This is a genomic window from Acidicapsa dinghuensis (genome assembly GCF_025685685.1).
GTDB lineage: Bacteria > Acidobacteriota > Terriglobia > Terriglobales > Acidobacteriaceae > Acidicapsa > Acidicapsa dinghuensis.
Window position 1 is genome coordinate 302,924 of sequence record NZ_JAGSYH010000002.1, and the last position, 24,524, is coordinate 327,447.

Annotated in this window: 19 protein-coding genes; 13 read left to right on the forward strand and 6 right to left on the reverse strand. The window is 53.6% G+C overall.

What is annotated here, in order from left to right:
• Window positions 1-97: 97 nt before the first annotated feature.
• The 3 genes from OHL22_RS04770 to OHL22_RS04780 are packed head-to-tail and all read left to right on the forward strand — an operon-like array spanning window position 98 to window position 3,886.
• Window positions 98-2,074: a (Fe-S)-binding protein gene (locus OHL22_RS04770; protein ID WP_263333788.1), complete on the forward strand. Its 1,977-nt coding sequence runs from the start codon at window positions 98-100 to the stop codon at window positions 2,072-2,074.
• 46 nt (window positions 2,075-2,120) lie between these two features.
• Window positions 2,121-2,918 carry an electron transfer flavoprotein subunit beta/FixA family protein gene (locus OHL22_RS04775; protein ID WP_263333790.1) on the forward strand — a complete coding sequence of 266 codons (798 nt, stop codon included), beginning with the start codon at window positions 2,121-2,123 and terminating at the stop codon, window positions 2,916-2,918.
• Window positions 2,915-3,886: an electron transfer flavoprotein subunit alpha/FixB family protein gene (locus OHL22_RS04780; protein ID WP_263333792.1), complete on the forward strand. Its 972-nt coding sequence runs from the start codon at window positions 2,915-2,917 to the stop codon at window positions 3,884-3,886. Before OHL22_RS04775 ends, OHL22_RS04780 begins: the two co-directional genes overlap by 4 nt.
• A gap of 132 nt (window positions 3,887-4,018) precedes the next feature.
• Here OHL22_RS04780 and OHL22_RS04785 read toward each other — a convergent pair whose 3' ends face one another.
• Window positions 4,019-4,774 carry a CPBP family intramembrane glutamic endopeptidase gene (locus tag OHL22_RS04785; RefSeq protein WP_263333794.1) on the reverse strand — a complete coding sequence of 252 codons (756 nt, stop codon included), beginning with the start codon at window positions 4,772-4,774 and terminating at the stop codon, window positions 4,019-4,021.
• A 105-nt stretch (window positions 4,775-4,879) separates the two neighbouring features.
• On the opposite strand from OHL22_RS04785, the gene OHL22_RS04790 reads away from it, so the two are divergent.
• From OHL22_RS04790 to OHL22_RS04800, 3 genes are all read left to right on the forward strand, one after another.
• Window positions 4,880-6,298 carry an ethanolamine ammonia-lyase subunit EutB gene (locus tag OHL22_RS04790; RefSeq protein ID WP_263333797.1) on the forward strand — a complete coding sequence of 473 codons (1,419 nt, stop codon included), beginning with the start codon at window positions 4,880-4,882 and terminating at the stop codon, window positions 6,296-6,298.
• Window positions 6,295-7,200, forward strand: coding sequence for an ethanolamine ammonia-lyase subunit EutC (eutC, locus tag OHL22_RS04795; RefSeq protein WP_263333799.1), 906 nt, complete (start codon window positions 6,295-6,297; stop codon window positions 7,198-7,200). The genes OHL22_RS04790 and eutC overlap by 4 nt, the downstream gene beginning before the upstream one ends.
• A gap of 107 nt (window positions 7,201-7,307) precedes the next feature.
• The gene (locus tag OHL22_RS04800) at window positions 7,308-7,538 is read left to right on the forward strand and encodes a hypothetical protein (RefSeq protein WP_263333801.1); all 231 of its coding nucleotides are present in this window, start codon (window positions 7,308-7,310) and stop codon (window positions 7,536-7,538) included.
• 40 nt (window positions 7,539-7,578) lie between these two features.
• Here OHL22_RS04800 and OHL22_RS04805 read toward each other — a convergent pair whose 3' ends face one another.
• From OHL22_RS04805 to tsaA, 3 genes are all read right to left on the reverse strand, one after another.
• Window positions 7,579-8,829: a tetratricopeptide repeat protein gene (locus tag OHL22_RS04805; RefSeq protein WP_263333803.1), complete on the reverse strand. Its 1,251-nt coding sequence runs from the start codon at window positions 8,827-8,829 to the stop codon at window positions 7,579-7,581.
• A 131-nt stretch (window positions 8,830-8,960) separates the two neighbouring features.
• Entirely contained in the window at window positions 8,961-12,581 is a 3,621-nt protein-coding gene (locus OHL22_RS04810; RefSeq protein WP_263333806.1) for a TonB-dependent receptor, read from the reverse strand.
• A gap of 879 nt (window positions 12,582-13,460) precedes the next feature.
• Window positions 13,461-13,925 (reverse strand): tRNA (N6-threonylcarbamoyladenosine(37)-N6)-methyltransferase TrmO, encoded by a 465-nt coding sequence (tsaA, locus tag OHL22_RS04815; protein WP_263333809.1) that lies wholly within the window; start codon window positions 13,923-13,925, stop codon window positions 13,461-13,463.
• 523 nt (window positions 13,926-14,448) lie between these two features.
• On the opposite strand from tsaA, the gene OHL22_RS04820 reads away from it, so the two are divergent.
• The 3 genes from OHL22_RS04820 (at window position 14,449) to OHL22_RS04830 (ending at window position 19,659) form a co-directional block, all read left to right on the forward strand.
• On the forward strand, window positions 14,449-15,183 hold the full coding sequence (locus OHL22_RS04820; RefSeq protein ID WP_263333811.1) for an RNA polymerase sigma factor: 735 nt from the start codon (window positions 14,449-14,451) through the stop codon (window positions 15,181-15,183).
• Between the two features lie 167 nt (window positions 15,184-15,350).
• Entirely contained in the window at window positions 15,351-18,887 is a 3,537-nt protein-coding gene (locus tag OHL22_RS04825) for a CHAT domain-containing protein (RefSeq protein WP_263333813.1), read from the forward strand.
• Window positions 18,874-19,659, forward strand: a complete 786-nt coding sequence (locus tag OHL22_RS04830; protein ID WP_263333815.1) for a hypothetical protein — start codon at window positions 18,874-18,876, stop codon at window positions 19,657-19,659. Before OHL22_RS04825 ends, OHL22_RS04830 begins: the two co-directional genes overlap by 14 nt.
• Window positions 19,660-19,737: 78 nt before the next feature.
• Here the strand turns inward: OHL22_RS04830 and OHL22_RS04835 are convergent, their stop codons facing one another.
• Window positions 19,738-20,226, reverse strand: coding sequence for a thioredoxin family protein (locus tag OHL22_RS04835; protein WP_263333818.1), 489 nt, complete (start codon window positions 20,224-20,226; stop codon window positions 19,738-19,740).
• 106 nt (window positions 20,227-20,332) lie between these two features.
• On the opposite strand from OHL22_RS04835, the gene OHL22_RS04840 reads away from it, so the two are divergent.
• A complete protein-coding gene (locus OHL22_RS04840) occupies window positions 20,333-20,782 on the forward strand; it encodes a hypothetical protein (protein WP_263333820.1) in 450 nt (149 codons plus the stop codon).
• Window positions 20,783-20,966: 184 nt separating this feature from the next.
• Window positions 20,967-21,191 (forward strand): twin-arginine translocase TatA/TatE family subunit, encoded by a 225-nt coding sequence (gene tatA / locus OHL22_RS04845; RefSeq protein ID WP_263333822.1) that lies wholly within the window; start codon window positions 20,967-20,969, stop codon window positions 21,189-21,191.
• Between the two features lie 135 nt (window positions 21,192-21,326).
• Here the strand turns inward: tatA and OHL22_RS04850 are convergent, their stop codons facing one another.
• Entirely contained in the window at window positions 21,327-22,676 is a 1,350-nt protein-coding gene (locus tag OHL22_RS04850; protein WP_263333824.1) for a VWA domain-containing protein, read from the reverse strand.
• Between the two features lie 199 nt (window positions 22,677-22,875).
• Here OHL22_RS04850 and OHL22_RS04855 point away from each other — a divergent pair, with 199 nt between their 5' ends.
• On the forward strand, window positions 22,876-23,943 hold the full coding sequence (locus OHL22_RS04855) for a VWA domain-containing protein (protein ID WP_263333827.1): 1,068 nt from the start codon (window positions 22,876-22,878) through the stop codon (window positions 23,941-23,943).
• A gap of 237 nt (window positions 23,944-24,180) precedes the next feature.
• Window positions 24,181-24,429, forward strand: a complete 249-nt coding sequence (locus OHL22_RS04860) for a hypothetical protein (protein ID WP_263333829.1) — start codon at window positions 24,181-24,183, stop codon at window positions 24,427-24,429.
• Window positions 24,430-24,524 lie beyond the last annotated feature (95 nt).

Genomic DNA, 24,524 nt, shown 5'->3' on the forward strand with positions numbered 1-24,524 from the left:
CAGTTGTGCGGGCTCAAACACGCAAATTAACTGGACCAGGTGCCAAACGAGCGTCCAATCCGTTAAAAAGATAGGCGCAAGGTTTCTGCATTAGCCTATGTACGTGTCCACATTTCTCTCACTTCCGTCATATGGAGCATTCCTGGTCAGCCCCATCGTGCCTGCTGATCCTGGCACTTTCTCCATCATCGAAAAAGTACTCTTGGCGGTGCTTATCATGCTGTCGGTGGTACTGTTCTGGCTGCGCTTCGGCGTAGTTCTGGACAAAATCCTCAAGTCCCGCCGCGATCCCTCATTCCGCCTGACTCATCTCGGCAAACGGGCATGGGATTTCTTCTCCGAGGTGATATGCCAGTCCAAGGTCATCCGCCAGCGCCCGCTGCCCGGCCTTGCGCACGCATTTGTCTTCTGGGCATTTCTCGCCTTTGCCCTTGTTACCACAAATCACGTTGCCACAGGATTCGGACTTGATCTGCTTGGCTCCAGGAATAGGAGCGGCTGGGTCTCCATTGCTTTTTCCGACGTCTACTTTGGACTCGCAGGACTATTTGCGGTAGCCTGTGCCATCTCGATTGCCGGCCTGTTCGTCCGGCGCTTTTTCGCGCGGCCCACATGGCTGGCGCGCCCAGACCATGAACTCTCCTACGAGTCCGGCGTCATTGCCGGACTAATCTTTGCGCTAATGGCAACCTATCTTGCTTCACTGTATGTCGGCAGTGGACCCTGGGCGCATGGCCTCTGGTGGGCACACACTCTTTGTCTCCTGGTCTTTCTGCCGCTGGTACCGCACACAAAACACCTGCACCTCGTCCTCAGCCCGTTCACGATTTTCTTTTCGCGCGGCAGCTTCAGTGCGATTCCGCCTCTCGAAGGCGATGAAGACTTCGGCCTCGTTGCCGGGAAGGACCTCACACAGCTCGTCACGCTGCAGGCCTACTCCTGCGTTGAGTGTGGCCGCTGCACTGAGCACTGCCCGGCGAACAATACTGGCAAGATTCTCAACCCCAAAGAAGTCGTCCTCGGATTGCGCAGCTACCTAAATGACCTTGGTCCAGCGTCAGAAGAACCGCTGCTCGGGAAATACAATTCTCAGGAAGCCGTGTTCGAATGCACCACCTGCGGAGCGTGCGAATTCCAGTGCCCTGTCGGTATTGAACATCTGCCCATCATCGTAGGCCTTCGCCGCGGAGCGACAAATACAGGCGCGTGGGAAGACGATTACGGCGGCAAGCTCTTCAACGCTCTGGAGAGAAACTCCAACGCACTCGGCATGAGCGCGCTCGAACGCGATAAATTCGTTCAGAAGCAGGAACTGCCCATCTTCGACGGCTCACAGGAGTATTGCCTGTGGCTCGGCTGCATGGGCGGTTACGATCCGCGCGGGCGCGAAATTATCAGCAGCTTCGTTGAAGTCATGCGGCATCTTGGCGCTACCTTTGGCGTCCTGCGCAAAGAGAAATGCACGGGCGATCCGGCGCGCCGGCTGGGTAACGATCTAGTATTCCAGCAGCTCGCCGAAGCCAACCTTGAAGCCCTTCAACAGCAGAAGGTGAAGAAGATCGTCTCCATCTGCCCCCACTGCGTCCGCACCATTCAAGAAGATTGGAAAGAGTTCGGCCTGCCTCCGGAAGTAGAGCATCACAGCGAATTTCTTGCCCGGCATCGCGCCGAGCTGCCCCAATCCAACTCGAACGAAAAAGTGGTCTTCCACGATCCCTGCTATCTAGGCCGCTATCGCAACGTCTACGACGAGCCGCGCAGTATTGCCTCGCTCGCAGGTTCGCTAGTCGAAGCCGAGCGCTCGCGAGAGCGCAGCTTCTGCTGCGGCGCGGGCGGCGGCCTGGCTTTTCTGGGAGAGGAACAGGGCGAACGTGTCAGCCACAACCGCGCTCAGCAACTCGTAGCTACCGGAGCAACTACAATTGGGGCTGCGTGTCCGTTCTGCAACACCATGTTTCGGGACGCGCTTGCGGCTAGTGGAGATAACTCGCCGCGGCTTTTAGACATCGCACAGATTGCGGCAAACCAGATCAAAGCGGCTCAACCCGCCCAGGTTGCTGCGTCTGAAAATTGATCTCGTCCGATGGAAACCCGAGATCCGGAAAGATATCAGAGAAGCTATGAAAATCATTGTTGCGATCAAGCAGGTTCCGGAGCGTGATGCCCGCATTCGCATCGACTCTGGAAACAAATGGATCGATCTCGAAGATGTCGAGTTCTCCATGAATGAGTCCGACGCCTACGCGTTGGAAGAAGCACTCCAGCTCAAAGAAGCCCACGGTGGCGAAGTGATCGTCGTGAGTGCAGGACCGGAACGCGCTGGTAAAACCATTCGTGAAGCGCTTGCCAAAGGCGCCGACCGCGCAATTCACCTTCAGAGCAGCGATGAAACCGAGCTCGCTGCCTACGATGCGTTAGGCGTTGCCCGGCTGCTTGCCGCTTCAATTCAAGACGAAAAAGCCGATCTGGTCCTGACGGGGCTTCAATCTGACGATCTTGGGTTGGGCCAGACTGGCGTCATCCTCGCCGAACTGCTCGGCCTTCCGCATGCCAGCCTCATTCTCAAGATTGAGGTTGCCGGCAACGGTCTCAAGGTTCTGCGTGAGCTTGAAGATGGTTGGTTCCAGCACATTGAACTCGCAACACCGGCAGTTTTGACCATTCAATCCGGAAACACCAAGCTCCGTTATGCAACACTCATGGGTATCAAGAAGGCCAAAACCAAGGAAGTGCGAGTCATTGCCGTTGCCGATCTTGTAGCTTCAGACCCATCGCTCAAGCCAACTGCCCCTTCTGTCGTTCTGGATCAGGTAAAGCTGCCGCATAAACAGCGCAGCACCCAGCTGCTGGGCGGCTCGCCCGCAGAGGCCGCAGCCGCACTCGTAGAAAAGCTTCAATTTGAGGTGCGCGTGATATGAGCAGCGTATTGGTATTTCTGGAAATCAAGAATCGTGAAATCAGCCGCATTTCCTGGGAAGCCATGGCTGCAGGCCACCAGCTCGCCGCCAGCCTCGGAGTTCCCGTCGACCTGGCTGTCGTTGCAAACCGCGACAATCCCCTCTTGCAGACGATCCATGGCAAGGTACCACGAACCGTATATGCGATCGATGATCCTTTGCTGCACGACTACACCGCAGATGGTTATACGACCGCTTGTGCTCAGCTCATCGAGCACGCAAAGCCCACTTACGTCGTGTTTCCGCACACCTACCAGGTGCGCGACTTCGCGCCCCGGCTTGCAACGCGCTTTCAGCAGACGCTGATCAGCGACGTTACCGGCATCGAGGCTGGCCCAGCCTTTACGCGGCAATTGCTGCAGGGCAAACTGAATGCCTCGTACCATCACTCCGGCAGTGAAGTATGCTTTCTCTCGATTCAGGCTGGGGCATTTCGCGCGGACGCCGCGGAGGCAGGCTCGACAGCAGTAGAGCCCTTTCTACCAAAACTCGACGCAACGCAAATCCGCACCAAGCCCGGCGAACCATTCCGTGCTTCCGCGCAAACAGTTGATCTCACCTCTGCTCCAATTCTGGTCTCAGTAGGCCGCGGGATCAAGGAAGAAGCCAATCTTCCGCTGGTACAGGAGCTGGCCACAGCACTCAGCGCGGAACTTGCCGCCTCACGCCCCATCTGCGATGCAGGCTGGCTCCCCATGGAGCGGCAGGTTGGCAGTTCGGGACAGACCGTAGCTCCCAAGCTCTATCTGGCGATAGGAATCTCCGGAGCAATCCAGCATCTCGTCGGCATGAAAGGTTCGCAGTGCGTCGTAGCTATCAATAAGGACGAAAATGCACCGATCTTCGAAGTAGCCGACTACGGTATCGTCGGCGACCTGTTTGAAGTCGTCCCGGCACTGACCACGGCCGTGCGCAAGGTAAAAAGCTGACGAGAACATTTCACTTCATTGTCAGGCAAAGATCTGCCACGGTCCGCGCATGCAACCGCAGTTGCCAGCTACTTAGTAGCTGACGCGCGCGTCCACATGCACAAAACCCCGCAATTCTACGCAAACGGGAGTTCAGCAAAACAAGAGGCTTCGAACAGAACCATGAGGGAATCGTAGCCCAGTCGTCGAGCCTGATCGCTCTGACCGTTTCCGATGATCCGTTAGGATTGATGCTCGCTTCGGTCGCGGCCAGACGCCGTGGTAGAAATACTCGCCCAGCCCGACCGTAAACAACCAGCATCCATACAAAGCGTGTTCCACGCTCGACGTCAGCAACGAACCGGTTTCCACATATCGCCAGGCAAAGAGAATTCCGCCAAAGAAAGTAAGCACCACGGCGATCCAATTGCGGAAGATGATGTGCAGGAATGAGAATGCGGTTGCGCTTGCAAGAATCATTGCCCATCTACCGGCGATCCCGTTCGGCGCCAAGTCCACGTATCGTTGCAGAAAGAAAGCACGATACAAAATACTCTGCGGATAAACATCCAGAACCGGATAGAGAATCATTACGATTCCCCAGAACAATGGATGCTGGCGCACAAACCTCCACTCAAGCTGAGAAAACCATATATGAACAAGGAGCCACATGCCCGCTGCTGTCAGCACAAAGAGTAGGCAGATGGCAGGCAGATTGGATGCAAGCGTCGAAGCATTCCAGAGGCGAGCTCGGTTAAATCCTGGGTCACGCGAAAGTTGCCAAATGGCGTACGCGGTCACAGCCCAGAGCACCGGCAGCGCCGGAATTCGCCAGGGCGAAAATCGGTAGGCGAGCGGCAGGGCAAAATAGATGACGACGCATTCGGCGATAAGCCAGGATCGCGGCATATTCAAAGATGTCCTGATATGACCTGGAAGAAGCCCGCAAACGAATTTTATCGAGGCCGCCGCAAAATCCGCATCAATGTCTCGCGAATGTCCTAAGCTATCTCCATGGAATACAGCCATATACTGGGCGGCATTCGATACGGGTTCTCTAACCTCCGCGATGTAATGGCAAAGGCAACTCCTTTCCGGAGCGGCGACGCTTTGGCAGAAATTGCCGCGCGATCGGCAGAAGAACGCGTTGCGGCGCAGTATGTGCTTGCCAACATACCATTGCAGCATTTTTTAGAAACCCCGCTGATCTCCTATGAGACCGATGAAGTATCTAGGCTCATTTTCGACACTCATGATGCGGCCGCGTTTGCGCCAGTCTCTTCGCTCACAGTTGGAGAGTTTCGCGACTGGCTGTTATCAGACGAGGCAACTGGCGAATTACTCTCCGCAATTGCTCCGGGTGTCACCCCGGAAATAGCGGCAGCCGTAAGCAAGCTGATGCGAGTGCAGGATCTGATTCTGGCCGCTGCGAAGATTCGCGTAGTAACACAATTCAGGACGAGCATCGGCCTTCGTGGCCGCTTATCAACCCGCCTACAACCGAACCACCCCACAGACGATGCAGCGGGAATCGCAGCCGCTATCTTTGACGGCCTCCTACTCGGCTCAGGGGATGCGGTCATTGGAATTAATCCGGTCAGCGATTCGCCAACGGCTGTAAAGCGGTTGCTGGCAATGATCGAATCCTTTCGCAATCGTTTTGAAGTTCCGACGCAAAGCTGTGTCCTGGCACATATCACAACTCAGATCGCAGCCATTGAACAGGGCGCGCCGCTGGACCTTCTCTTTCAATCCGTCGCCGGAACTGAGGCTGCAAATCGAAGCTTTGGCATAAGTCTTTCTCTCTTGAAAGAAGGCCAGGAAGCGGCGCAATCATTGAAGCGCGGTGGCGTCTGCTTCGATGGTTCAGTCGGAACCAACGTTATGTATTTCGAGACCGGCCAGGGCTCGGCACTATCTGCCAACGCGCACCTCGGTGTCGATGGGCTACCAGTAGATCAGCAAACGCTGGAGGCTCGCGCTTACGCCGTTGCTCGTCACTTCTCTCCACTGCTTGTAAATACGGTGGTAGGCTTCATCGGACCTGAATACCTGTACGACGGCAAGCAGATTTCGCGTGCAGGCCTGGAAGATCACTTCTGCGGCAAGCTGCTCGGTCTGCCGATGGGATGCGACATCTGCTACACCAACCATGCGGAAGCTGATCAGGATGATATGGACTCGCTGCTGACACTGCTCGGCACTGCAGGGGTCAACTACATCATGGGTGTTCCTGGCGCAGACGATGTAATGCTCAACTATCAGAGCACCAGCTTTCACGACGCGAATTATCTTCGTCGGATTCTCGGTCTACGGCCGGCTCCTGAGTTTGAAGTTTGGCTTGCCAGTAATCATTTCTCTCGATTGAGTTTGGACGCATCGTCACCCGCACTGCTCACCGGAGAATTACTCGATAGGCTCTTGCCCGCATGACAAAATTCGTGGACAACTCTTCAAAAACCGAATTTGCTTCGTTGGAAAAACAGAAAGCAGCGGAAGACGCTCCGGCTCTTTCGAGCGCGTTTCGCTCCTTCACACCTGCGCGTATAGGTCTGCACAAAACTGGAGTTAGTATCGCGACACAGGAGTGCCTAGCATTTCAATTTGCACATGCGCGAGCGCGTGACGCCGTTCACGCGGAGTTGCAAGTCCCAGGCCTGATGCAGGCATTGCAATCGATTCTAACAGTGCAGTCTTTGCCAGAGCCTGCGATTCTGCTGCTCCATTCAACGGCGCCAGATCGGCAAACGTACCTGCAACGCCCGGATATGGGCAGAAAACTTGATATAAGCAGCCTGCAACGGCTTGTAGAAATACATCGAGCGGATAAACCATTTGGTCTCTCGATCGTTATCGCCGATGGCCTCTCAGCGCTTGCTGTAGAACGTAACAGCGCTGCGTTATTGACGGAGCTCTTCCCACTTCTGTATCGCACACTACCCTCGCTGCGTGTGGCCCCTCTATGCGTTGTGCAACAAGGGCGCGTGGCCATTGGCGATGAAGTTGCCCGCGCTCTATCAGCAGAACTGGTGATTGTGCTGATCGGTGAACGTCCGGGGCTAAGCTCGCCAGATTCGCTCGGCGTTTACATCACCTGGCTGCATCCTGGAAAAGAAGAAGAGATCCCTGCCTCGTCTGAGCACACGCCAGCGCAGATCGCTGATGCGGATCGCAATTGCATTTCGAATATCCGCTCAGAAGGTCTCTGCCATGCCGAAGCTGCGTCACGTATTCTGTATTACATTCAAGAAGCGCGTCTTCGTAAGCAAACCGGTACTGCTCTAAAAGATCCAGAACCGGGCCATCGTTATCTTGGAACCGCCGAGAGCACTTAAACCTCCTACACTTTCTCCAATGGCTAAGAGCAATGAGTGAAAAGCTTTCTCCAGCAAGATTGATCATGATTTGGGCTGGAAGAGTCCTGCTAGGAGTGTTTGCCCTGATGGCTCTAGTCTACGTCGTCGATTATGCGCAGTTCCTCTTGCGGGGCCATCCACAAGGCCAGGTCAATGTCACCCGGTATATGACCGCACATCTAAAAGGTACATACAAAACTGAATACTTTTACGAAGGCTCAGGCCCCGTTCCCTGTTCCGCATCTCTGTTTCCGCAGGATGGGCTGTCTCCATGCTGGTACTTGCGGCGTCATCCTCTTTATGCAGAAAAAGCCTAGCCAGGAACGACCCATCGAATCCATCTCAAGGATGGTTTGGCTAATTCTCAGGCGTTGGCCGCGGAGGGGCTGGCGTCTTGCTATCCAGATCAGGTCTGGCATTTGCATCCTGGATGCGTTTGTAAAGGCTGTCGTCGGTCTTTTTATTCAAAGCGCTCGCTTTGGCAAACTCTACTTTCGCCTCATCACGCTTGCCTAACTTGCGATAAAGCGTCGCCAGCCTGAAGTGCGCTGTCACGTTATCAGGTTCCAGCCCAATGGCCTTCTTGAGCTCGCGGATAGCTGCATCATTCTCTCCAATCTCCATGTCCGCGATGCCCAGATCCAAATGCACTAGGGGAAATTTGGATTGATATTTCTCAGCCGCTTCGAGTATTGTCCTGGCATCCGCAAAATTGCCTTGCCGGGTATAGGTATCGCCCAGATAAATCATGGCCTGAGAATTCTGTGGATCGTTCTCGAGCTCCTTCTTGAACTCTAGAATCGCCTCGTCATACTGTCGTTGTGTCCATAGCAGGTAGGCCAAGCCAAAGTGCACGTTCGGCTCTTTCGGGTTTGCTTGCACAGCCGCGCGAAACTGCTGTACTGCCGCTGGCTTATCGCCTTTCTCATCCAGCGCTTCCCCGGCAATCATGTCTGCCTCAGCCGAGTCAGGATTGACTGCAAGAATCTGCTGATAGGTTTTCAACGCTTCGTCCCACTGCTTAGTCCACAGATAGCAATGTCCCAAAGTCAGCAGAATTGGCAGATTGCGCTGGTTCGCCATTGATGCCTCTTTCAGAAAAGGAATGGCCGCTCCATATTCATGCGCACCGTAATAGGACATTGCGGTGAGAGTCGAAAGCCTAAGTGCATCGCCCGAGTCTGGATGCTGTTTCAACTCTGCCTCGAACAGCTTGCCCGCGGCCTGAAAATCCCCAGACTTGAAGAGAGCCAAGCCCAGATCGAGATTCAATCCTGGAATTGCCGTGTTTTGCTCGCGCGCCAACCTCTGCGCTTTCTCATAATGAGAAATAGCCTCGGGATAATGCTCCCGTCGGGCTTCCAGCAGGCCAAGATGGGCGTATGCATCTGCATCGCGTGGCTGAAGCTTGACGACGTTCTCCCACGCAGATTCCGCTTCTGTGTACTTGGCTTGCCGTTCCAGCACCATGGCCTTTTGCGCTGCTTCGGCGGCCTCGGAGCTGATTCCTATCGACTCTGTCTCGCTGGGCCTTGCAGTCTGTTGCGCCTGGCAATAACTGGCGCCCAGCAGCAAGGCCGCCATATAGATCATTGCAATAGGCTTCACAACCGCCTCCGGCAGACTCCATCCCCAGAATACTTGAATCCCGAAACAGCTCACAAATCGCGTAGTCATGCTGTATTCAAAAACAAAGGCGCTGCAGGAGTCTCCTGCAGCGCCCAAGAGTTGCGGTTAGGTTAGAACACGAATTTGCCGCCGAGCTGGAGCACGCGGGGCGCCCAGTCGCCAGTGGCTTGACCGTAGTTGCCGCCGCCGGTCGTAGCGCCGATAGCGTTAAATTCGGTGTGGTTGAAGGTGTTGTACGACTCCGCGCGGAACTCGAAGTGAGCACGTTCGGTCACAGCGAAGTTCTTGTAGAGCGAGGTCGTGAAGTTGACGCGGCCGGGCCCGATAAAGCTATCTCGCTTACCGTCGCCGAAGCCCAGGTTCGGGCCGCCCAAATACCCCGCCAGCGGAGCAGCCTGTGGATCGGCGCCGCCATCCGTGCCGGGAGTACTGAACCAGTTGTTTACCTTGTGGTGATATTGAATCTTACCCACAATATTGGCTCTGTTGGTGTATCCGCCACCCAAACCAATAGGATCTGGCACGCCGCCAAATCCGGACGCAACTGGCTCACCCGTCTCGTCGACGAATGTACCTGCAATCTGCCATCCGCCAAGAGTCGAGTGGAGCAATCCGGTGCTCTTGTTGAAGACGGGAAGCGCGTAGACGTAGTTGGCGTTGAGAATATGACGACGGTCATAACCGCTGCCCGCTTTGTCATATTTCAGGTACCAGGGGTTGCTGATGGTGGCCAGATCTCCGTCGGTCAGATCGATCGTGTGCGAGTACGTATAGTCGAGCTCGCCGCTGAGACCCCACTTATTTTGAAGACGAAGGCTTGTCTGGAAACCGTTGTAGGTTCCGTTGGTTGTGTTTTCTTCCTGGGTAATCCCGCCATAGCCCTGGTAGGTACGAAGCGCATTGGCAAGACCGTTATTGGACAGGCTCAGTGCGCCGGTACCGGGGTTATAGCCTGCATATTCTTCCCGGAGGAGGTTGGAAGTGGTGAGAGGGAAGGTGTTGATCGGACGATCGATGTTCTGATGCCAGGCAATGTTGCCTACATATTGAATCACCCAGATCAGCGAAGGCTTCAACTCATGCTGTACGCCAAGGCTATACTGAGCAACGCCCGGAGCCTTATATGTCGTAGCCAGCGTGGTGAGGCTGGCGGGAAGAATGGGCAGGTTGGTGTTGCTCAGGCAGTTCCCCGCAACCGATGTGTCATTTAGCGAAGACCAGGAGCAGTATGGGTTGCTGTAGTAGACGTTGTTGACACTGGGCGTATATTCGAACGGCAGGTTGCTGTTTGAAACACCGTAAATGTCATTGCCCTGAATGCGCTCATAGAAGGTGCCAAAGCCGCCGCGAAGTACGGTTTTGCCCGCTCCGGTCAGATCGTAGGAGAACCCTACGCGCGGCTGCAAGGTGTTATAGTCGTTGGTCACCAAGCCATGAGGCACGCCATTCTGCCCTGGAATTACCATGCCGTTCATGTAGTACTGGTTGGTAAATCCTGTCGGCGTGATGACTCCGGGACTGCTTGGGTCGATGGCGTTCGTCGAGGTCCAAGTGGGAGGAACGTTGATGTACGTGCTGGGATCAAAGTTGGCGAGTTCGTTGTTGCGCTCCCACGCGTGCGGCAGTGCGTCGTAGCGGAGTCCCAACTGCAGGTTGAGACGAGGAGACACCTTCCAGTTGTCATTTACGTATGCTGACGTCGTCTGGTTAACGTAGTGGCGAGTCGACATGGACTGCGGCTGGGAGAAGCCCGTCGAAAGACCCATCAGCATACTCATAAATGGATCGCCTGTGGTCTTGGTGCCATTGCCAGTCTGGCCTTGGTTGAAGCCGTAATCTCCGGCTGCATCCGCCTGCAGTTGCTGGTTCTTGGTATAGCGGTTGTAGCCGAAGCCAAACTTCATGGCGTGCCGGCCCCTGGTATAGGAAATGTCCACGCGGGGATCGTAATCCTGTGCCGCATTGTGCCAGGCACCATAGCCAGTTTCTTCGCCAACTCCAATGCCATTTCCGTTCAATCCGCTGATGCCCGGATACTGATTGGAGCCAGAATTGGTAAAGAAGTTTGCCGTGGTCCAGCCAGGGGAATTGGAAGACAGCGCGTTGTTGTTATTGGTGATGTTAATGACGTTGCCGTCGTAGTTCATCGATGCTTCCAGCAGCAGGGTGGGCGATATCTCGCCGCTGAGCTTGATAGCCGCACTGTTGGAGGGATTGCTCTCGACGCTGCTGATGGAGTTGTACGATTCGTAGTTCCACTGCAAGTCAGCGTAAGGACTACCCGTTGCCTGCGCGTCATGCAGGTAGTGGCCCAGGATCTGCCACTTGTCGTTGATCTTGTGATCGACACGGACAATTTCCTCGGTCACCGTGGTCGGCGTGGTCAGCGAGGTCACTGCGTTGTCGGCGGAAGTGCTGGTGCATGGAATCAGCCCCGGAAACGCACCCGAAGAAGTACACGGATTCGTCCCTTTGGGACTCAAGAAAAGCAGTCCGTTGTTGTCAAAGAGAGAGGCAGGGATGACCTGCTGATTATTTGACGTAGCGGTAGCTGGGAACGGCTGTCCGCGATATCCCGAAAGGCCTGCTGCTGCAAGCTTTGCTGCGAATGCCGGATCAGGCACCTGGGTTACGCTCGGCACATAAAGCACCTGATTGGGAGCGTATGCTGGCGGGGTATAGACAAGATCTTGTCCCGCGACCGGGCGATCATTGTCTGGAATTGTAGGTTGTGTGTTAGGAGAGCTTCCCTGGATAAGCCTGCGCCACTCCTGGTTGTAGAAGAAGAATGTCTTCTGCTTTGATGTGTTGTATACGTGCGGGATGAATACCGGACCGCCCGCATTGAAGCCGAAGATATTCTGCCGGAGTTCTGGTACCCGGGAATAAGCAGAGGGACCAGACCGGTTGTACTTATTGAAGTAGTCGTTTGCGTCCAGATCGTCGTTGCGGAGGAACTCCCAGGCTTCGCCGTGGAACTTTTGCGTGCCGCTCTTGAGAGCAAGACTCATCGTCGCGCCTGAGGCGATACCATAGTCCGGTGGATAGTTGCTGGCCAGCACCTGGAACTGCGCGATGGCGTCCATGGATGGCATGACACTCATGCCGCCTGCACCGCCTCGATCATCGGCTTCTGCGCCGTCAAGCAGCCAGATATTGTGACTCTGACGCAGGCCGTCCACGCTGATGCTTGCGCTTGATGCTGAGGCCGAAGGTGGATTGTTATCCGGTAGATTGGAACTGACGCCCAGACCGAGCGCCGCTAATGCCGTAAAATTTCGATTCTCTGTTGCGATTTCCGTGACCTGCTGACCACTGATCAGAGTGCTGACTTCGTTGGTCTCTGCCTGCACTTGCAGCGCGTCTGCTGTAACCGCAACTTCGACAGTTTCCGCACCGACCGTCAACTTCACATTGGCGCTCAGGGTTTGCGATACGTTGAGCGTCAGTCCGGTGGCGGTGTACGCCTCAAAACCCTTCGCATTCACCTTGAGGTTGTAGGTGCCGACGTTCAGGCCGGCGAATGTGTATCCGCCGGTATCGTTGCTCACCGCTTTGTACACGAATCCGGTTTCGGTTTGTGTCAGTTGCAAACTTGCACCTGGTACAACCGCGCCGGTCTGATCCGTTACTGTGCCAATAATCTCCGAGTTTTGCTGTGCTTTTGCTCCGATGCACACGAACACGAAGAGTAGAGGCACTATGAGGAATCTATATTTCGCGAGTCTCATGTGACCTTCCTTTTCAAGTTGGTTCTACGCTGTTGCCTTACTTCTTGTTTTTTGCTTCGACCGTATTTGGGAATGAAGCCGTATGAAAATTTCTGAATTCTGTGTACCGGTCTTGAGCTGATCCTTTTCCAGGACCTGGTCGATAAGGCTTTGTAGCGTTTAACCCCTAGATCTCCTTTCTGCCGCATATCGAAGATCGATCCGATTGGCGACAGCCATTTGCTGGGACATCGAGAACTCTTCAGTGAAGCGATTTACTTCGGCGCGCAAAAAAGGGTTCTCCGCCTCGCGCAAGCATTGAAGGCGAACCGCGTCTCCCTTGTCAAGCGTTAATTTATGTGTCCAATCCAGTCGTTTAACCACGGGAACAAGTCTTCTCCGACATCCGCACACCTGGGGCATTTCTTGACCCCAGGAATTTGCCTTACCAGCCCTTCCGGTTATTTACATACAAATCCGCCGCACGTTCCCATTGCTCGGTCAAACGTTTAAGCAGAGGTGCCTGTGAAGTGCCTGAAGTGTGCCGCTAGGCATTAAAAGCGGTTCTGAGATCATTTGTCAAGATGCCTGTAGTGGGAGCGTAGGCGAGAATCGAGAGTCATCAGAATGTAAGCGTTTCCTCGCATCACGAAGGGTGTCGTCGCACGTAAGAAAAGAACTTACTCTACCTGTTTTTAAGGGTTTGCCGAATCAATTACGCTATCACGCAACTGTTTACACCAAAGATTCTCATGAGCGCTGAGAATGTGCACCCTGCAACCGCTAGACCCAAACGAGTATATGACGGGAGGTCGTAGCGCCTACCATAGAGAAGCCTGATCGAATATCCCAAGCAAGCGAATCTCCTGTTCAGGAGATGTCGTTTTCCACGCGAATTGCTCAGGGAGTTGATACTGTACCATCCCTGCGCAACTCAGCCTCCGTCAGCCACCCGCGCCGAAGCGATTCCATGGGAATAGATGACATATACGGCTTCAGATCGAGAATTGGAGTGCCATCGAGCATATCAACGCCACGAACATGAAGCGCTCCTCCATCGTGACGAAACAACTCGACGACCGTAAGACCGATGGGGTTGGGACGGCGAGGTGACCGTGTTGCGAAGACCCCATGTTGCTTCGTTTCAATCGGAGGCCTACCGATAAGATCAAACCCTGCGGAACGATGAAAACACCACAACACAAAAAGATGAGAGAAGCCTTCGATGTCCAAAAGGCCGGGCGCAAATTCGGGGTGGATGTCGAGAATGCCCTCCGCGTCATGCCGTGCCCCGAGTCCTTTTGGAATCTGAGAGCTTTCCTTATACGGCGTTCTTGCATATCCAATCGCAATCGGCGTGAACATATCGTTGCCTCGCATTCGATATAGACCAAGCGCCTGGCGATTGGCCCTTCATAGTTCCCCTTAATGAACAGACCGGGTGAGAGATCCTCCCAGAATATGGTTAAATCATGAATCATGCAGCATCGTGCTTTAGGCGAAACCTCTAGAAGTTGCCCGGATCACCAGCTCTCCTATGCCTCCGAGCAGGTGCAGACAAGCCTGAGCCTGCAGGCGCCTATGAAACATGCCAAATGTATAGAGGAACCGGCAAAGAGTCTCAAAATTGCCCTTCTCGATCGATGTCCGTTGCCTTAGACTTTTCCCTTCGCCGCCGGTTTGCTTAATTTTTTGAACACAGCACTTCCTCCGATATGGCGAAGTAATCCATGCACATAAGCTATAGACATTAGGGCCTCTCCTTACCTTTGTCAGGGCTTTTAGCGATTACCGAAAATGTTGTCGCATGAGTTTCACTGAAAATGGGTAGTGGAACCGTTTAGCACGTAAAGCATAGGCTTGATTTCACGATGATTGCGTTACACTTATGGAAACTGCAGTGAATTCGTCAGAGGCAACCCGGCTCGCCCGAATTTGTGCCTACTCGATAGATGAATCAGAGTGGGTAAGATTCGTACGGTCGGTTTCTCCTATTGTCTCTTTGGCGGCACGAAGAATCGGTGCCCACTGGGGTGATTCTTCCCCCAGCACGACCAGTGAGATCGTACAAGAAGTCTTTTTAAAGCTATGTGAAGACAATCGACGAATTCTCCGGGAATTTGAAGATCGTGGCAACGATTCTTTTTTGAAACTGCTGAGAATGATCACAGCCTCGGTTGGCACAGATTACTTTCGCAGACTGCGTGCGGAAAAGCGTGGAGGCCGTAGCCTTACGGCCTCTTTGGACGAGAATAATCGAGGTCAGGAACTTACCGATGGCAATGCGGTATCGGCTGTCGAATGGCCAGCCTTAATGGGACAATTGGACAAGTTGTTGAAACAATTTCCCGATGAAATCACAGAACGCGACCGCACTTTATTCTGGCTGTATTACCGCCAGGGTTTCACCGCAGAAGCGATTTCCCGAATTCCCGATATTGGGCTAGGCGCCAAGGGAGTCGAAAGTGCGCTGTTGCGTATGACTCGATTTCTGCGCAGATTGACATCGGCGGACGGTGACATGGTCCCGTCTAAAGCATCCGTGGAAACCAATTTGCAAACAATTCGGAGACAGGAAGGATTTCCTCCAGTTGTTGCGATAGATAGTATTAAGCGCCCATGATGGATGAGCCAGAAAACAACGGATTACAGGCAAACAGAGAAGCTTCCTCTAAGCTATCTCGGCCTGCGGAAGATTTTCCGGGCTACCTCCCACTAGGTGGGGAATCTTCGGGTGCGCCAAAGATCTCGAGAACATCTTGCGGCGATTGTCCAACTGCTGAAACGTATATGAAGCTTGTCATGGGTTCTATACCAGGCAAAGCTGCCAACTTGTTACTTGCCCATGCAGCCATATGCGACAACTGCAGTCAAGTTCTTCAGTTGTATCTCGACTCCATGGACGGTACCCCCAACACGGAAGAGACGGTAGCCCTGGCTGAAATGCCTGCAATGCAGGAGCGCTGGCAGGACGAACTGGCGCACAAGCTAGCCGGCACGAAGCGCAAGAGAACATTCCCTTTTTTGGAAGTCTCCATGGGCTGGTTTACGAGCCTGGGAGCGATTGCAGCTCTTATCGTGTGCGCAGTCTTGCTTATCTTATGGCGGAATTCACTCCACGCACCCGATCGCCAGTTAGCCGCTGCGTATTCGGAAGATCGAATACTTGAACTGCGTATACCGGAAGCAAAGTGGGCTCGATACACTCCTTCAGAACATACGCGTGGCGTTGATATGGATCGAGAGTCACCCGCGCTTTTGGATGCTCGGGCGCATTTGGCCAGAGATCTGGAAAAAGCGCCACAAGATTTTCATCTGCTTGAGCTACAAGCCAGGGCAGATGTTCTCCATCAGAAATACGATGCTGCGGTCGATATGCTGAACCGTCTGATCGCCTCAGGACCGGTTACTCCTGAATTGTTGACAGATGCGGCCTCGGCCTATTTCGAACGCGGGCTAGCGACAGGAAGCGAACTAGACCGTTCGGCTGCTCTCGATTACATTCGTCGCGCTGACGAGATGGCTCCCACCGATCCTGTCGTGCTTTTCAATGAAGGCATTGTGATGGAGGATCGTGGTCAGGTTATCAATGCAGTAGAGGTCTGGAACCGCTACTTGACCGTGGAACATGATATGCAATGGGCTGCCGAGGGCAGGCGGCGACTTGAGGCGTTAGAACAAACTCTGAATCGCCTGAAGACTCATCAAAGCCGGATCGATCAGATGCTTGGAACACCGGCATCAATGGATGCACTAACGGCGGATACATCTAAATTAGCTTCTCTCGATGAAGAACTGGCAACATACGATTTGGACAAGCTACTTTTGGACGCCTATCCAATAGAGGCTGGCTCGACTGTGACAGTAAAGACGGGCGCGCAGGCAGCGCGGGCGTCGCCATGCGATGACCGTTGTAAAGCTGCACGTAGATTATTGAAAGCACTAGGTCATTCTTTAGAAACTCGGCATCAGGACCCCTGGCTCACCGATCTCATCGCACCTGATCCCAATCAACTCCCCGCCCAGGTACAAACCACCTATTCAAAAGCGTTGCGACTTTTTGCGATTGCGCTGCGACAGAATCTACTCAAAACAAGCCCGGCCAAGAATTCCTCCGCCCAGGCTGCACTTCTATTTCATAACCTTATGACAAAGGACCGTGGCGACACTGCTTTTCGCCAATCGCTCAGTGTAGGAGAACTGCGGGCCTCTCTCGAAGAGATGGCGGCGTTTCAAGATACCGTGAGCTTCAGTCAGTGCCGGGATTTTGGGAACAGCAAAGAGTCTCTCTGGAAGCAGGATAGTCGCTATCCCTGGATTCATGTGGTCAGAATCTCAACAGAGATCGTTTGCAATGACACTCCTAAAATGCGCTTTATTAATCAGCGTCTCACTGCCTCGGCACTTCAACTCGCCGAGTCCAGTCATTATCTCTATCTGGCCTTACGAATCGAATTGCGAAATGTGGATGCTGCTATCGACGCTGGGGATGATGAGTCCGCTATAAAAATTATGGTGAGACAGGCCCGGCTATTGGAATCAAGGGATTCTCCGATCTTTCGGCTAACAAATGCGCTTGGCAATACTCTTTACCTCGACGAAGATGCTGCGGGAGTTCACGCAAAGACACTCTATGCGTTGGAGTATTTCCACTGGACAGAAATAGACGGACCGAGACGCGATATCCCCTGGTTGCGCTTACAACTGGCTCGGCTTTATATACGTACCGGTCAAATAGTTGAAGCAAAGCACCAATCGAGGCTTGCCTACGCAGAAGTGGCGTCATCGAATGCCCAACTCGCCGCCCCATGGTCTTTGGTCGAAGGAGAAATTGGACTCGCCGAACCATTGCTCGAACGTCGGGATCTTGCCGATGCCCAAGCTTATCTGCAGCACGCAGCTTTTAGCATGACAAATGCCAAGATCGACGAGCGATGGGTATTACACGGGCTGGCAACAACAGGTGGACAATTGAAGCTCGAACAAGGAGACTTCAAAGAGGCCGCTCGCTATCTTGAAACAGAAATTTTACGTAGCGAAGGCAGAAGTGTAAACGGCGAAAGCCTTGCCTTTCGGTCGGAGTTTGCCGAAGAGGATCACGATCTTTACGCGGAGCTGGCAGCTACCTGGCTTGCAGAGGGAAGACCTGCCGACGAAGTGCTCGCATTATGGGAGCGATTTCGAATGCGCTCGCGCAATCTCCCGATTGCCTCCTGCGGACCACGTTCTTTAACGTGCGATCTTCCAAAGCTGAAAGCTGCGTTGCGAGAACTTGGGAGCAACGTGCTCGTCGGACAAATCGTCCTCATGGATCGAGTTCTGATCTATCGGGCAGACAAGAATGGCGTTACCTGGCAGGAAACACAGGCGCAGCGTGAAGATGTTCTGGCATCGGCACAATCTTTTGAGCACGTTGTGACTTCCCCCAACTCCTCAACACAAACTGTCTCCGTTCTTGGGTTGGGACTGCGCCGTAACTTACTTCCTGATTCCCTACCCTTAAATAATCCAAATTCAGGCATGCTAATAGAATCTGATCCACTGCTTCATAATCTTCCGTGGCCTGCGATTCCCGTTTCATCCGGACCGCTCGGCATCGTTGTACCCATTGAGGAAGTACGATCCATTCTCGCTATGAAAGAGCCTGATCAAAGAGAATACCCCATTCAAAGGCCTACATCTTTTCTAAGCGAGGGCCATCAGGCGCTTGTGATAGGTGCATCTGTGCCCGCCGGCGACGAAGCTCCACTGCCTGAGGTCGTACAAGAGGCTGAATCCGTCGATCGATTCCTGCAAGCGCCTACTCCGCTAATCGGCGCAAAAGCAACGAGAGCGAGGGTAACTGCTCGCATAGGTTCTGCGTCGATCATTCATTTTGCAGGACATGCCGTGCAAAGGCCCGACGGAACTGAATTATTGCTGGCGTCCCCCGCGAGCGACGATCAGACATCCTTCATCGATGGCGAATTTTTCCGGGAACATCCTCCCCGATTATGCCGTCTCGCTGTTCTTTCTGCGTGCGCCACGGGAACTCAAGATACTGGCTGGGTTCACCCATTCCAGGACATCGTCGAAAGTCTGTCATCAGCAGGCGTCAATGACGTTGTGGCAACCCGCTGGCAGATTGACTCAGACGCAGCCGTCCCATTTATGGATGTTTTCTACGCAAGCCTTGCCCAAGGCAACAGTGTTCCAGTTGCATTACAATACGCAAGAAGAGTAGTATCCAGCCATTCCCCCTATAACAATCCTTATTTCTGGGCCGCCTACTTTGTTACGAGCGGGCAGTTTCCGAGTCTGAATGAAAAGACCGATGCCTACCACTAGGAAAGCCAAGAACTCGCCGAAAACTCCATCCGATACTTCATCAACTCTTTTCAACATCGATGTTGTCTTTTGCGGCCCTCTCCTTTTCGTACCTGAGGTCCAGGACGGCAAGATCGCAAGCCTGGAAGTTTACTCACCGTGCAATGGACATCCCGTCGGTGCAATTTTTCTGCCGGGAATTTTTTTCTCGGACACCGATTTAGATGGCATCGAGAGTGATAACTGGCCGGAATCTCAGCGTTTTTCACTACTTGATCCCCACAGTTATCTGCTTCACCTGACACAGGCTGGTTTGCAAATGCCCTTCCCTGTCACGTCCATTCCGGATACCAATCATAAGGTCAAGGCAGGACGAAAGCTGAGTGGGGATTGGCATGCCGCATTCAAATTGACAGGACAAATCTCGCTGTGGTCTACGCACCTTCTGCGCCAGGTCTCAGAAGGAATGTATTACGGATCGGATCGTCCAACCGGACAAACGGTTGCCAGCCTGCAAAGGCTATCGTATAAAAACGTTGCCGGTTTCGAAGGTCACGGATTGGGGCCGCAACAAACGGAATATCTAAGTATCAACTCAAAAACAGGAGGCACATTTATTGTAGAGGGCGAGATCCCTTACCAACCTTCGCTACACCATGAGCGCCAGGCTATCGAGGCACTCGCGAAGCTCGCAGGACTAAATCTTCATTTGATGATTTCAGCTCCTACACCAGGCCGGTCTATGCTTCAGGGGCGCTACTCTAACTGCAGCAACTCTGTGATCGTCATTTAGCCAAGAGTGACGTTTTTGAGAGGCGTCTCCACATTCTGATCTGAAGATGACAAGGGCCACCTCGGAATCTTGAAACAATCAACGCTTTTCCGGCTTCCATTGCAGCAGAAAGCTCGTCACAGAGCCCGGATCCAAACGACGCATAGATTCAAACTCGCCTGTACGCTGGCTATAGAGTAGTCTCCCCCGGTTGTCGAGAACCGCAAGCGCGGGCACGCCCTTCTCCAATGGAATCTGGTAGCGTTGAGCCAATGCGGCATTCCGATCGAAATTTCCTACGTTAATGTGAACCAAAATAAAATTCTGATCGAGAAGCGCCAGGTTCGCCGGATCATGGAAGTAAATATCCAGCACCTTGCAGTCTCCGCACCAATTGCCACCAAAGTCCAGAATGACCCGCTTGTGTGTCATTGAAGCCTGTCGGATGGCATGGGCAACATCGGCGTTGGCCGTGGAGGGATCCGGATAGATCGGCTGGTCCCCTGCTCTTGATGGGAGACTGCAAAACAACATAACAGCAAGCGCAGCGGCTTGGGCCAACAGCCGCAGGGGAAAGGTCTTATGCATGGGGATCCTCCAGAACCTCTCACTTAGTTTCAATCCGAACAACACTCTAATGCAATCTGAGATGGAAAGATTGAGAAACTTTGGCCTAAAGGGCTAAGCTTGTTTCGTGTTAAACGATTCCAATAAGGCTCGTAAGCGGCTGGAAGAAGCCAACTTCTCCGATTTGAATGCAATGATGGAGGCCTATGCCGCTGCCGCCGCGAACATTGCTCGCGATCAGTTTCGGCAACATCTCGACTTTACGTCGGAATCGATGGTGGCTTTTGAAGCCGTGTTGTCAGAGTTGGCGGAAAAAGATGATCTCGATTACGAGTACGAGGTTAAGCTCTGGGGCGGTTACCTCGGAGAAGTGCTGCGCAGGCGCTATAACGGCGCGTGGGAGATGACTCAATACCCAGGCGGGGCCGCGGCCGTACCCGCAGTTGAGATTCGCGGATCACGGCTGTTCCCTCTCATAAAGGTCTATCGTCGGCTAACCATGGGGGATTCGGAGAGCATAGGCGCTTTTTTTCATATGGTCACCGAGCGATTGGGCCAGCCTGCGCGGGTTAACTGACCATACTGATTTCGAGAGGATTGCGCAATCTCACGTCCTGCCAGGGCCATATCGAGCAAAGCCGGATCGGAAAGAGAGCTCGATACAAACACTATGCAATGGACTGTGCGACAATACCTTGTGTAAAGCTGATCTGGCCCCACGCCGGATGAGCAGCGGAGCGAAGTCCGCGGAGGAAGTTGTTATGGGTGATCTATTTCAGCCGACCCACCTGCTGGTGCTTGGGGTCGTCGTATTTCTGCTTTTCGGCGCGAAGCGTCTGCCCGAGTTGGGGAAAGGCCTCGGCGAAGGCTTAAAAGGGTTTAAAGATGGCATCAAAGGTGGATCTGATCCTGCTCCGGCGCCTCCCGTTCAGCAGCAAAATGCCGCTCCACAGCAGCCTTCGGCTACTCCGGTGGAGCAGAAATAAGTCCTGCTTAACCGCACATCGGTATAACAGCCCCAAAGCTGCGACCGCAATCCTCAGGACATCTCTGATTCCGCAAGCCAAGAAAAGGCCCATCCACCGGATGGGCCTTTTCGCTTTCCGTACTGCCGCACTATGTCAATGCACATCCTGGGCTGAAGGATAGTATCCAGGTTTTGCCGTAACTTCGATTTCCTTACTAGGCCGATCGACCCGCACCTCGATCTTGCGGTACTTGTCGTCGATGGCAGGTTCATCTGAGTAGTAGACCAATGTGTACTGGGCTCTCGCTTGTTCCGCCAGATGCTGATAGCTCTTCTCGATTCCATTGGCATTCTTCTCGAGATCGAGACTGCCACCCGTGGCGGTCGTGTACTTGGGCAATACGTCGTCTACCATCTGGAGGGGGATGTGGAAGCGGCTCAAGTAGCCTTCACCCCAGCGCGCCGAATCGCCAACCACTGTTGCATACAGAGCAATCTTGTTGGTCTGCAGGTAGCGGATCACTTCCTTCGTCGAAGCCTTTGAGCCGTATTCCTTTCCGTCGGAGATTACGTAGAGAACCCGGCGACGCCCTACCGGACGGCTAGCAAGCGCCTTGGCTGCTTCGAGAATCGCATCGTTCAAAGGATGAACTTCCTTAGGAAGGTTCATTTCAAAGCTGCCCCCGGTAGCGCCACCCGGCTGTAGAACAGGGGTGACGCAGGAGCCATTCGATGTAATCGAACAACCTGCAAGCGGACCGCCGGCAATAGGAACCAGTTCATCACGTCCCGTTGCCTTCGTCAGTGCCAGAACTGCTTCCAGACGGTGGCTTTGACCCCCCGTAAACCCGGTGGCTTGATTCGTGATCTTGTTGTAGGTAAATACCGCGGCTTCATCATACGGAGTCAGAGCCGCCTGGATCGCTCCAAGAGACTGATTCACCTTGGCCATTACATCCGAAGTCAAGCTCTGGTCGATGACAAAAGCGATGGAAAGCGGGAAAGGATCTACTGTAAAGAACGAGATATGTTGCGGCTTGTTGTTTTCGTAGATGCGAAAGTCGCGATAGCTAAGGCCAGCTACCCAGATTCCTTTAGGATCGGTGACGGTGACGGGAACTTCAACCGCATTTGTGTAGCTTCGGATGATCGTCGTTGCTTCTTCCACTCCTTTTCCGCTTTGCGGTAGCTGTGGTGGCGGCCCCTGGACATTTGGTGTGGCAGGTGGTGGCGCAGGAGTGAAATCCGGATTGGCGCCTGAAGATGCGGGGGTTGAGGAACCAGACGGTGTTGTCGTAGAAGATTGAGAGCCTATGCCCGGCGTTATTTGATTTTTCTGATCGGCCAAAGGAGCAGGATTCTGCGGAACGGGAGCATCCGGCACGGCGGACTGCGACTGGCTGGGTGCCTGAGTCGCAGATTGGGCACACATAGGCAATGAAATCTGGCTAAACCCGGCCAACGCAACCAACGCGCCGAAAATACGAATGGGGCAACGGTTCACGAAACTTCCTTCTTCCCAAAGACGCTAACTTCTTAGATTCCAACGCAGACAGAAGTGTTTCCCGCAAAAGCGGCGTGTGGGACCAATTCCATCCTGCATGGCTCAGAGTATCAGACGTAAGACAGCCCCTGTGGTCTCAATCTCAAATGCGAATGCTCCCTTGCGGCCGCTTTTATCGTCTACCATACAAGCGGGGAAAATGCTGAAGACCGTCCAATTCGCCCTCGTTGCGGCTGCACTTGCATGCGCGGTTCCGGCACTACACGCCCAGCTCGCGCCGTCGCCCGACGCCTCGCCCATCAGCAACGCGCCGCCCCCAAAACCAGACGAAGATGCGCCGATAACCACGCTGAAGGTCAACGTAAACCTGGTTAACCTCTATTTCAGCGTCAAGGACAAGAGCGGGATGCTCATTCCTCATCTGGGAATGAACAACTGTGCAGTGCAGGAAGATAAAAACCCGCAAACGCTGAAGTCCTTCCAGGCGGTCAAAGATCAACCTTTGACGCTTGGCATTCTGCTAGACACTTCGGGCAGCCAACAGCGCGTGCTTCCTCTGGAGCAACAGTTCGGCGGCCAATTCCTGCATCGAGTCCTGAAAAGTAAAGATGAGGCGTTCCTGGTCAGTTTCGATGTGGATGTTGATCTTTTGCAAGACTTTACCAACAGCGCTCATGAGTTGGAAAAGGCTATGGACTCAGCAACGATCAACACCGGCGCAGGCAATGGTGCAGCCGGTGTGCCGGGCATCGGTCAGGGCCCGGTTCCAGTCCATGGCACCCCAAAAGGAACGCTGCTGTACGACGCTGTCTTCCAGGTTTCCAATCAGAAACTCAGCAGCGAAACCGGACGGAAAGCCATCATCATCCTGACCGATGGGGAGGATCAAGGCAGCGAGCACAAGCTGGCAGATGCGGTTGAAGCAGCCCAGAAGGCCAACGTTATTATTTACGGCATCTTGCTCGCTGACCGTTTTCAGTACGGAAACTTTGGATTGGGCTACTCCGGTAATTTTGCTCTAAAGAAAATGGCGGATGAAACGGGTGGCCGCATGATCGATGTCGGCAACAATGGCAACAAGCTGGAAGCGGCCTTTCAACAGATTGAGGATGAATTACGCACCCAGTATGTAGCGTCGTACACCCCGACAAATTCCGTACTGGACGGCAAATTTCGCCACATTGGCGTGAATTGTAAAAACGATCAGGGAGACAACCTGAAGGTTCAGGTACGCCAGGGCTATTACGCGCTGGCATCAGACGAATAGTCATCGCCTCCTAATTAACTGGAACTTCCCGCAACAATCCTGCTTCATCCGGAACGACTGTTTCTACCTGAGACAGTAACTCTCAATCAATGACCTGCAGCCAGAAAGCCGTAATCTGGCGCGTCCAATCTACACATCTTAATATCGGCTCATTGAAGATAGAACTTTAGCGGTTCCAGAACAATTCCATGATTAGTTTTAGTCTTGGAATTGTTCTGAGTATCAGCAAGAGGCAAAATGAGCCCTGAACTTTTTCCCTATATCTATGAAATAAGTCCGCGCTTTCGGCGCTCTTTGGAAGAGCGGATCGCCAGACTGGAACGAGATGCTGTAGCAGACGAGGAAGCTCTTCATTTCCTCAAAGACCCAGATCACATTCGCCGTCATCGCCGCATGATAGCTGTGCAGCGACACGAGGCCAAACGCATGCGGACATTTCTCGATCGCTCTCTTGACCGGCTGCCGCGGCCGCTCATTGCGCTTTAACGTTTGCTGCGCTTTCGGAAGGATTAACCTTCGCGAAAAACGCGGAGATTCGGTAAAAATCTCCGCGTTCTCATGTCTTTTGATTCAGTTCCGCG

Coding starts and splice junctions, on each gene's coding strand:
- OHL22_RS04820 (WP_263333811.1), top strand. CDS start 14,449: ATGGAAACTGCAGTGAATTCGTCAGAGGCAACCCGGCTCGCCCGAATT.
- OHL22_RS04830 (WP_263333815.1), top strand. CDS start 18,874: ATGCCTACCACTAGGAAAGCCAAGAACTCGCCGAAAACTCCATCCGAT.
- OHL22_RS04825 (WP_263333813.1), top strand. CDS start 15,351: ATGAAGCTTGTCATGGGTTCTATACCAGGCAAAGCTGCCAACTTGTTA.
- tatA (WP_263333822.1), top strand. CDS start 20,967: ATGGGTGATCTATTTCAGCCGACCCACCTGCTGGTGCTTGGGGTCGTC.
- OHL22_RS04775 (WP_263333790.1), top strand. CDS start 2,121: ATGAAAATCATTGTTGCGATCAAGCAGGTTCCGGAGCGTGATGCCCGC.
- OHL22_RS04800 (WP_263333801.1), top strand. CDS start 7,308: ATGGCTCTAGTCTACGTCGTCGATTATGCGCAGTTCCTCTTGCGGGGC.
- OHL22_RS04860 (WP_263333829.1), top strand. CDS start 24,181: ATGAGCCCTGAACTTTTTCCCTATATCTATGAAATAAGTCCGCGCTTT.
- OHL22_RS04780 (WP_263333792.1), top strand. CDS start 2,915: ATGAGCAGCGTATTGGTATTTCTGGAAATCAAGAATCGTGAAATCAGC.
- tsaA (WP_263333809.1), bottom strand. CDS start 13,925: ATGTTCACGCCGATTGCGATTGGATATGCAAGAACGCCGTATAAGGAA.
- OHL22_RS04770 (WP_263333788.1), top strand. CDS start 98: ATGTACGTGTCCACATTTCTCTCACTTCCGTCATATGGAGCATTCCTG.
- eutC (WP_263333799.1), top strand. CDS start 6,295: ATGACAAAATTCGTGGACAACTCTTCAAAAACCGAATTTGCTTCGTTG.
- OHL22_RS04810 (WP_263333806.1), bottom strand. CDS start 12,581: ATGAGACTCGCGAAATATAGATTCCTCATAGTGCCTCTACTCTTCGTG.
- OHL22_RS04790 (WP_263333797.1), top strand. CDS start 4,880: ATGGAATACAGCCATATACTGGGCGGCATTCGATACGGGTTCTCTAAC.
- OHL22_RS04835 (WP_263333818.1), bottom strand. CDS start 20,226: ATGCATAAGACCTTTCCCCTGCGGCTGTTGGCCCAAGCCGCTGCGCTT.
- OHL22_RS04855 (WP_263333827.1), top strand. CDS start 22,876: ATGCTGAAGACCGTCCAATTCGCCCTCGTTGCGGCTGCACTTGCATGC.
- OHL22_RS04785 (WP_263333794.1), bottom strand. CDS start 4,774: ATGCCGCGATCCTGGCTTATCGCCGAATGCGTCGTCATCTATTTTGCC.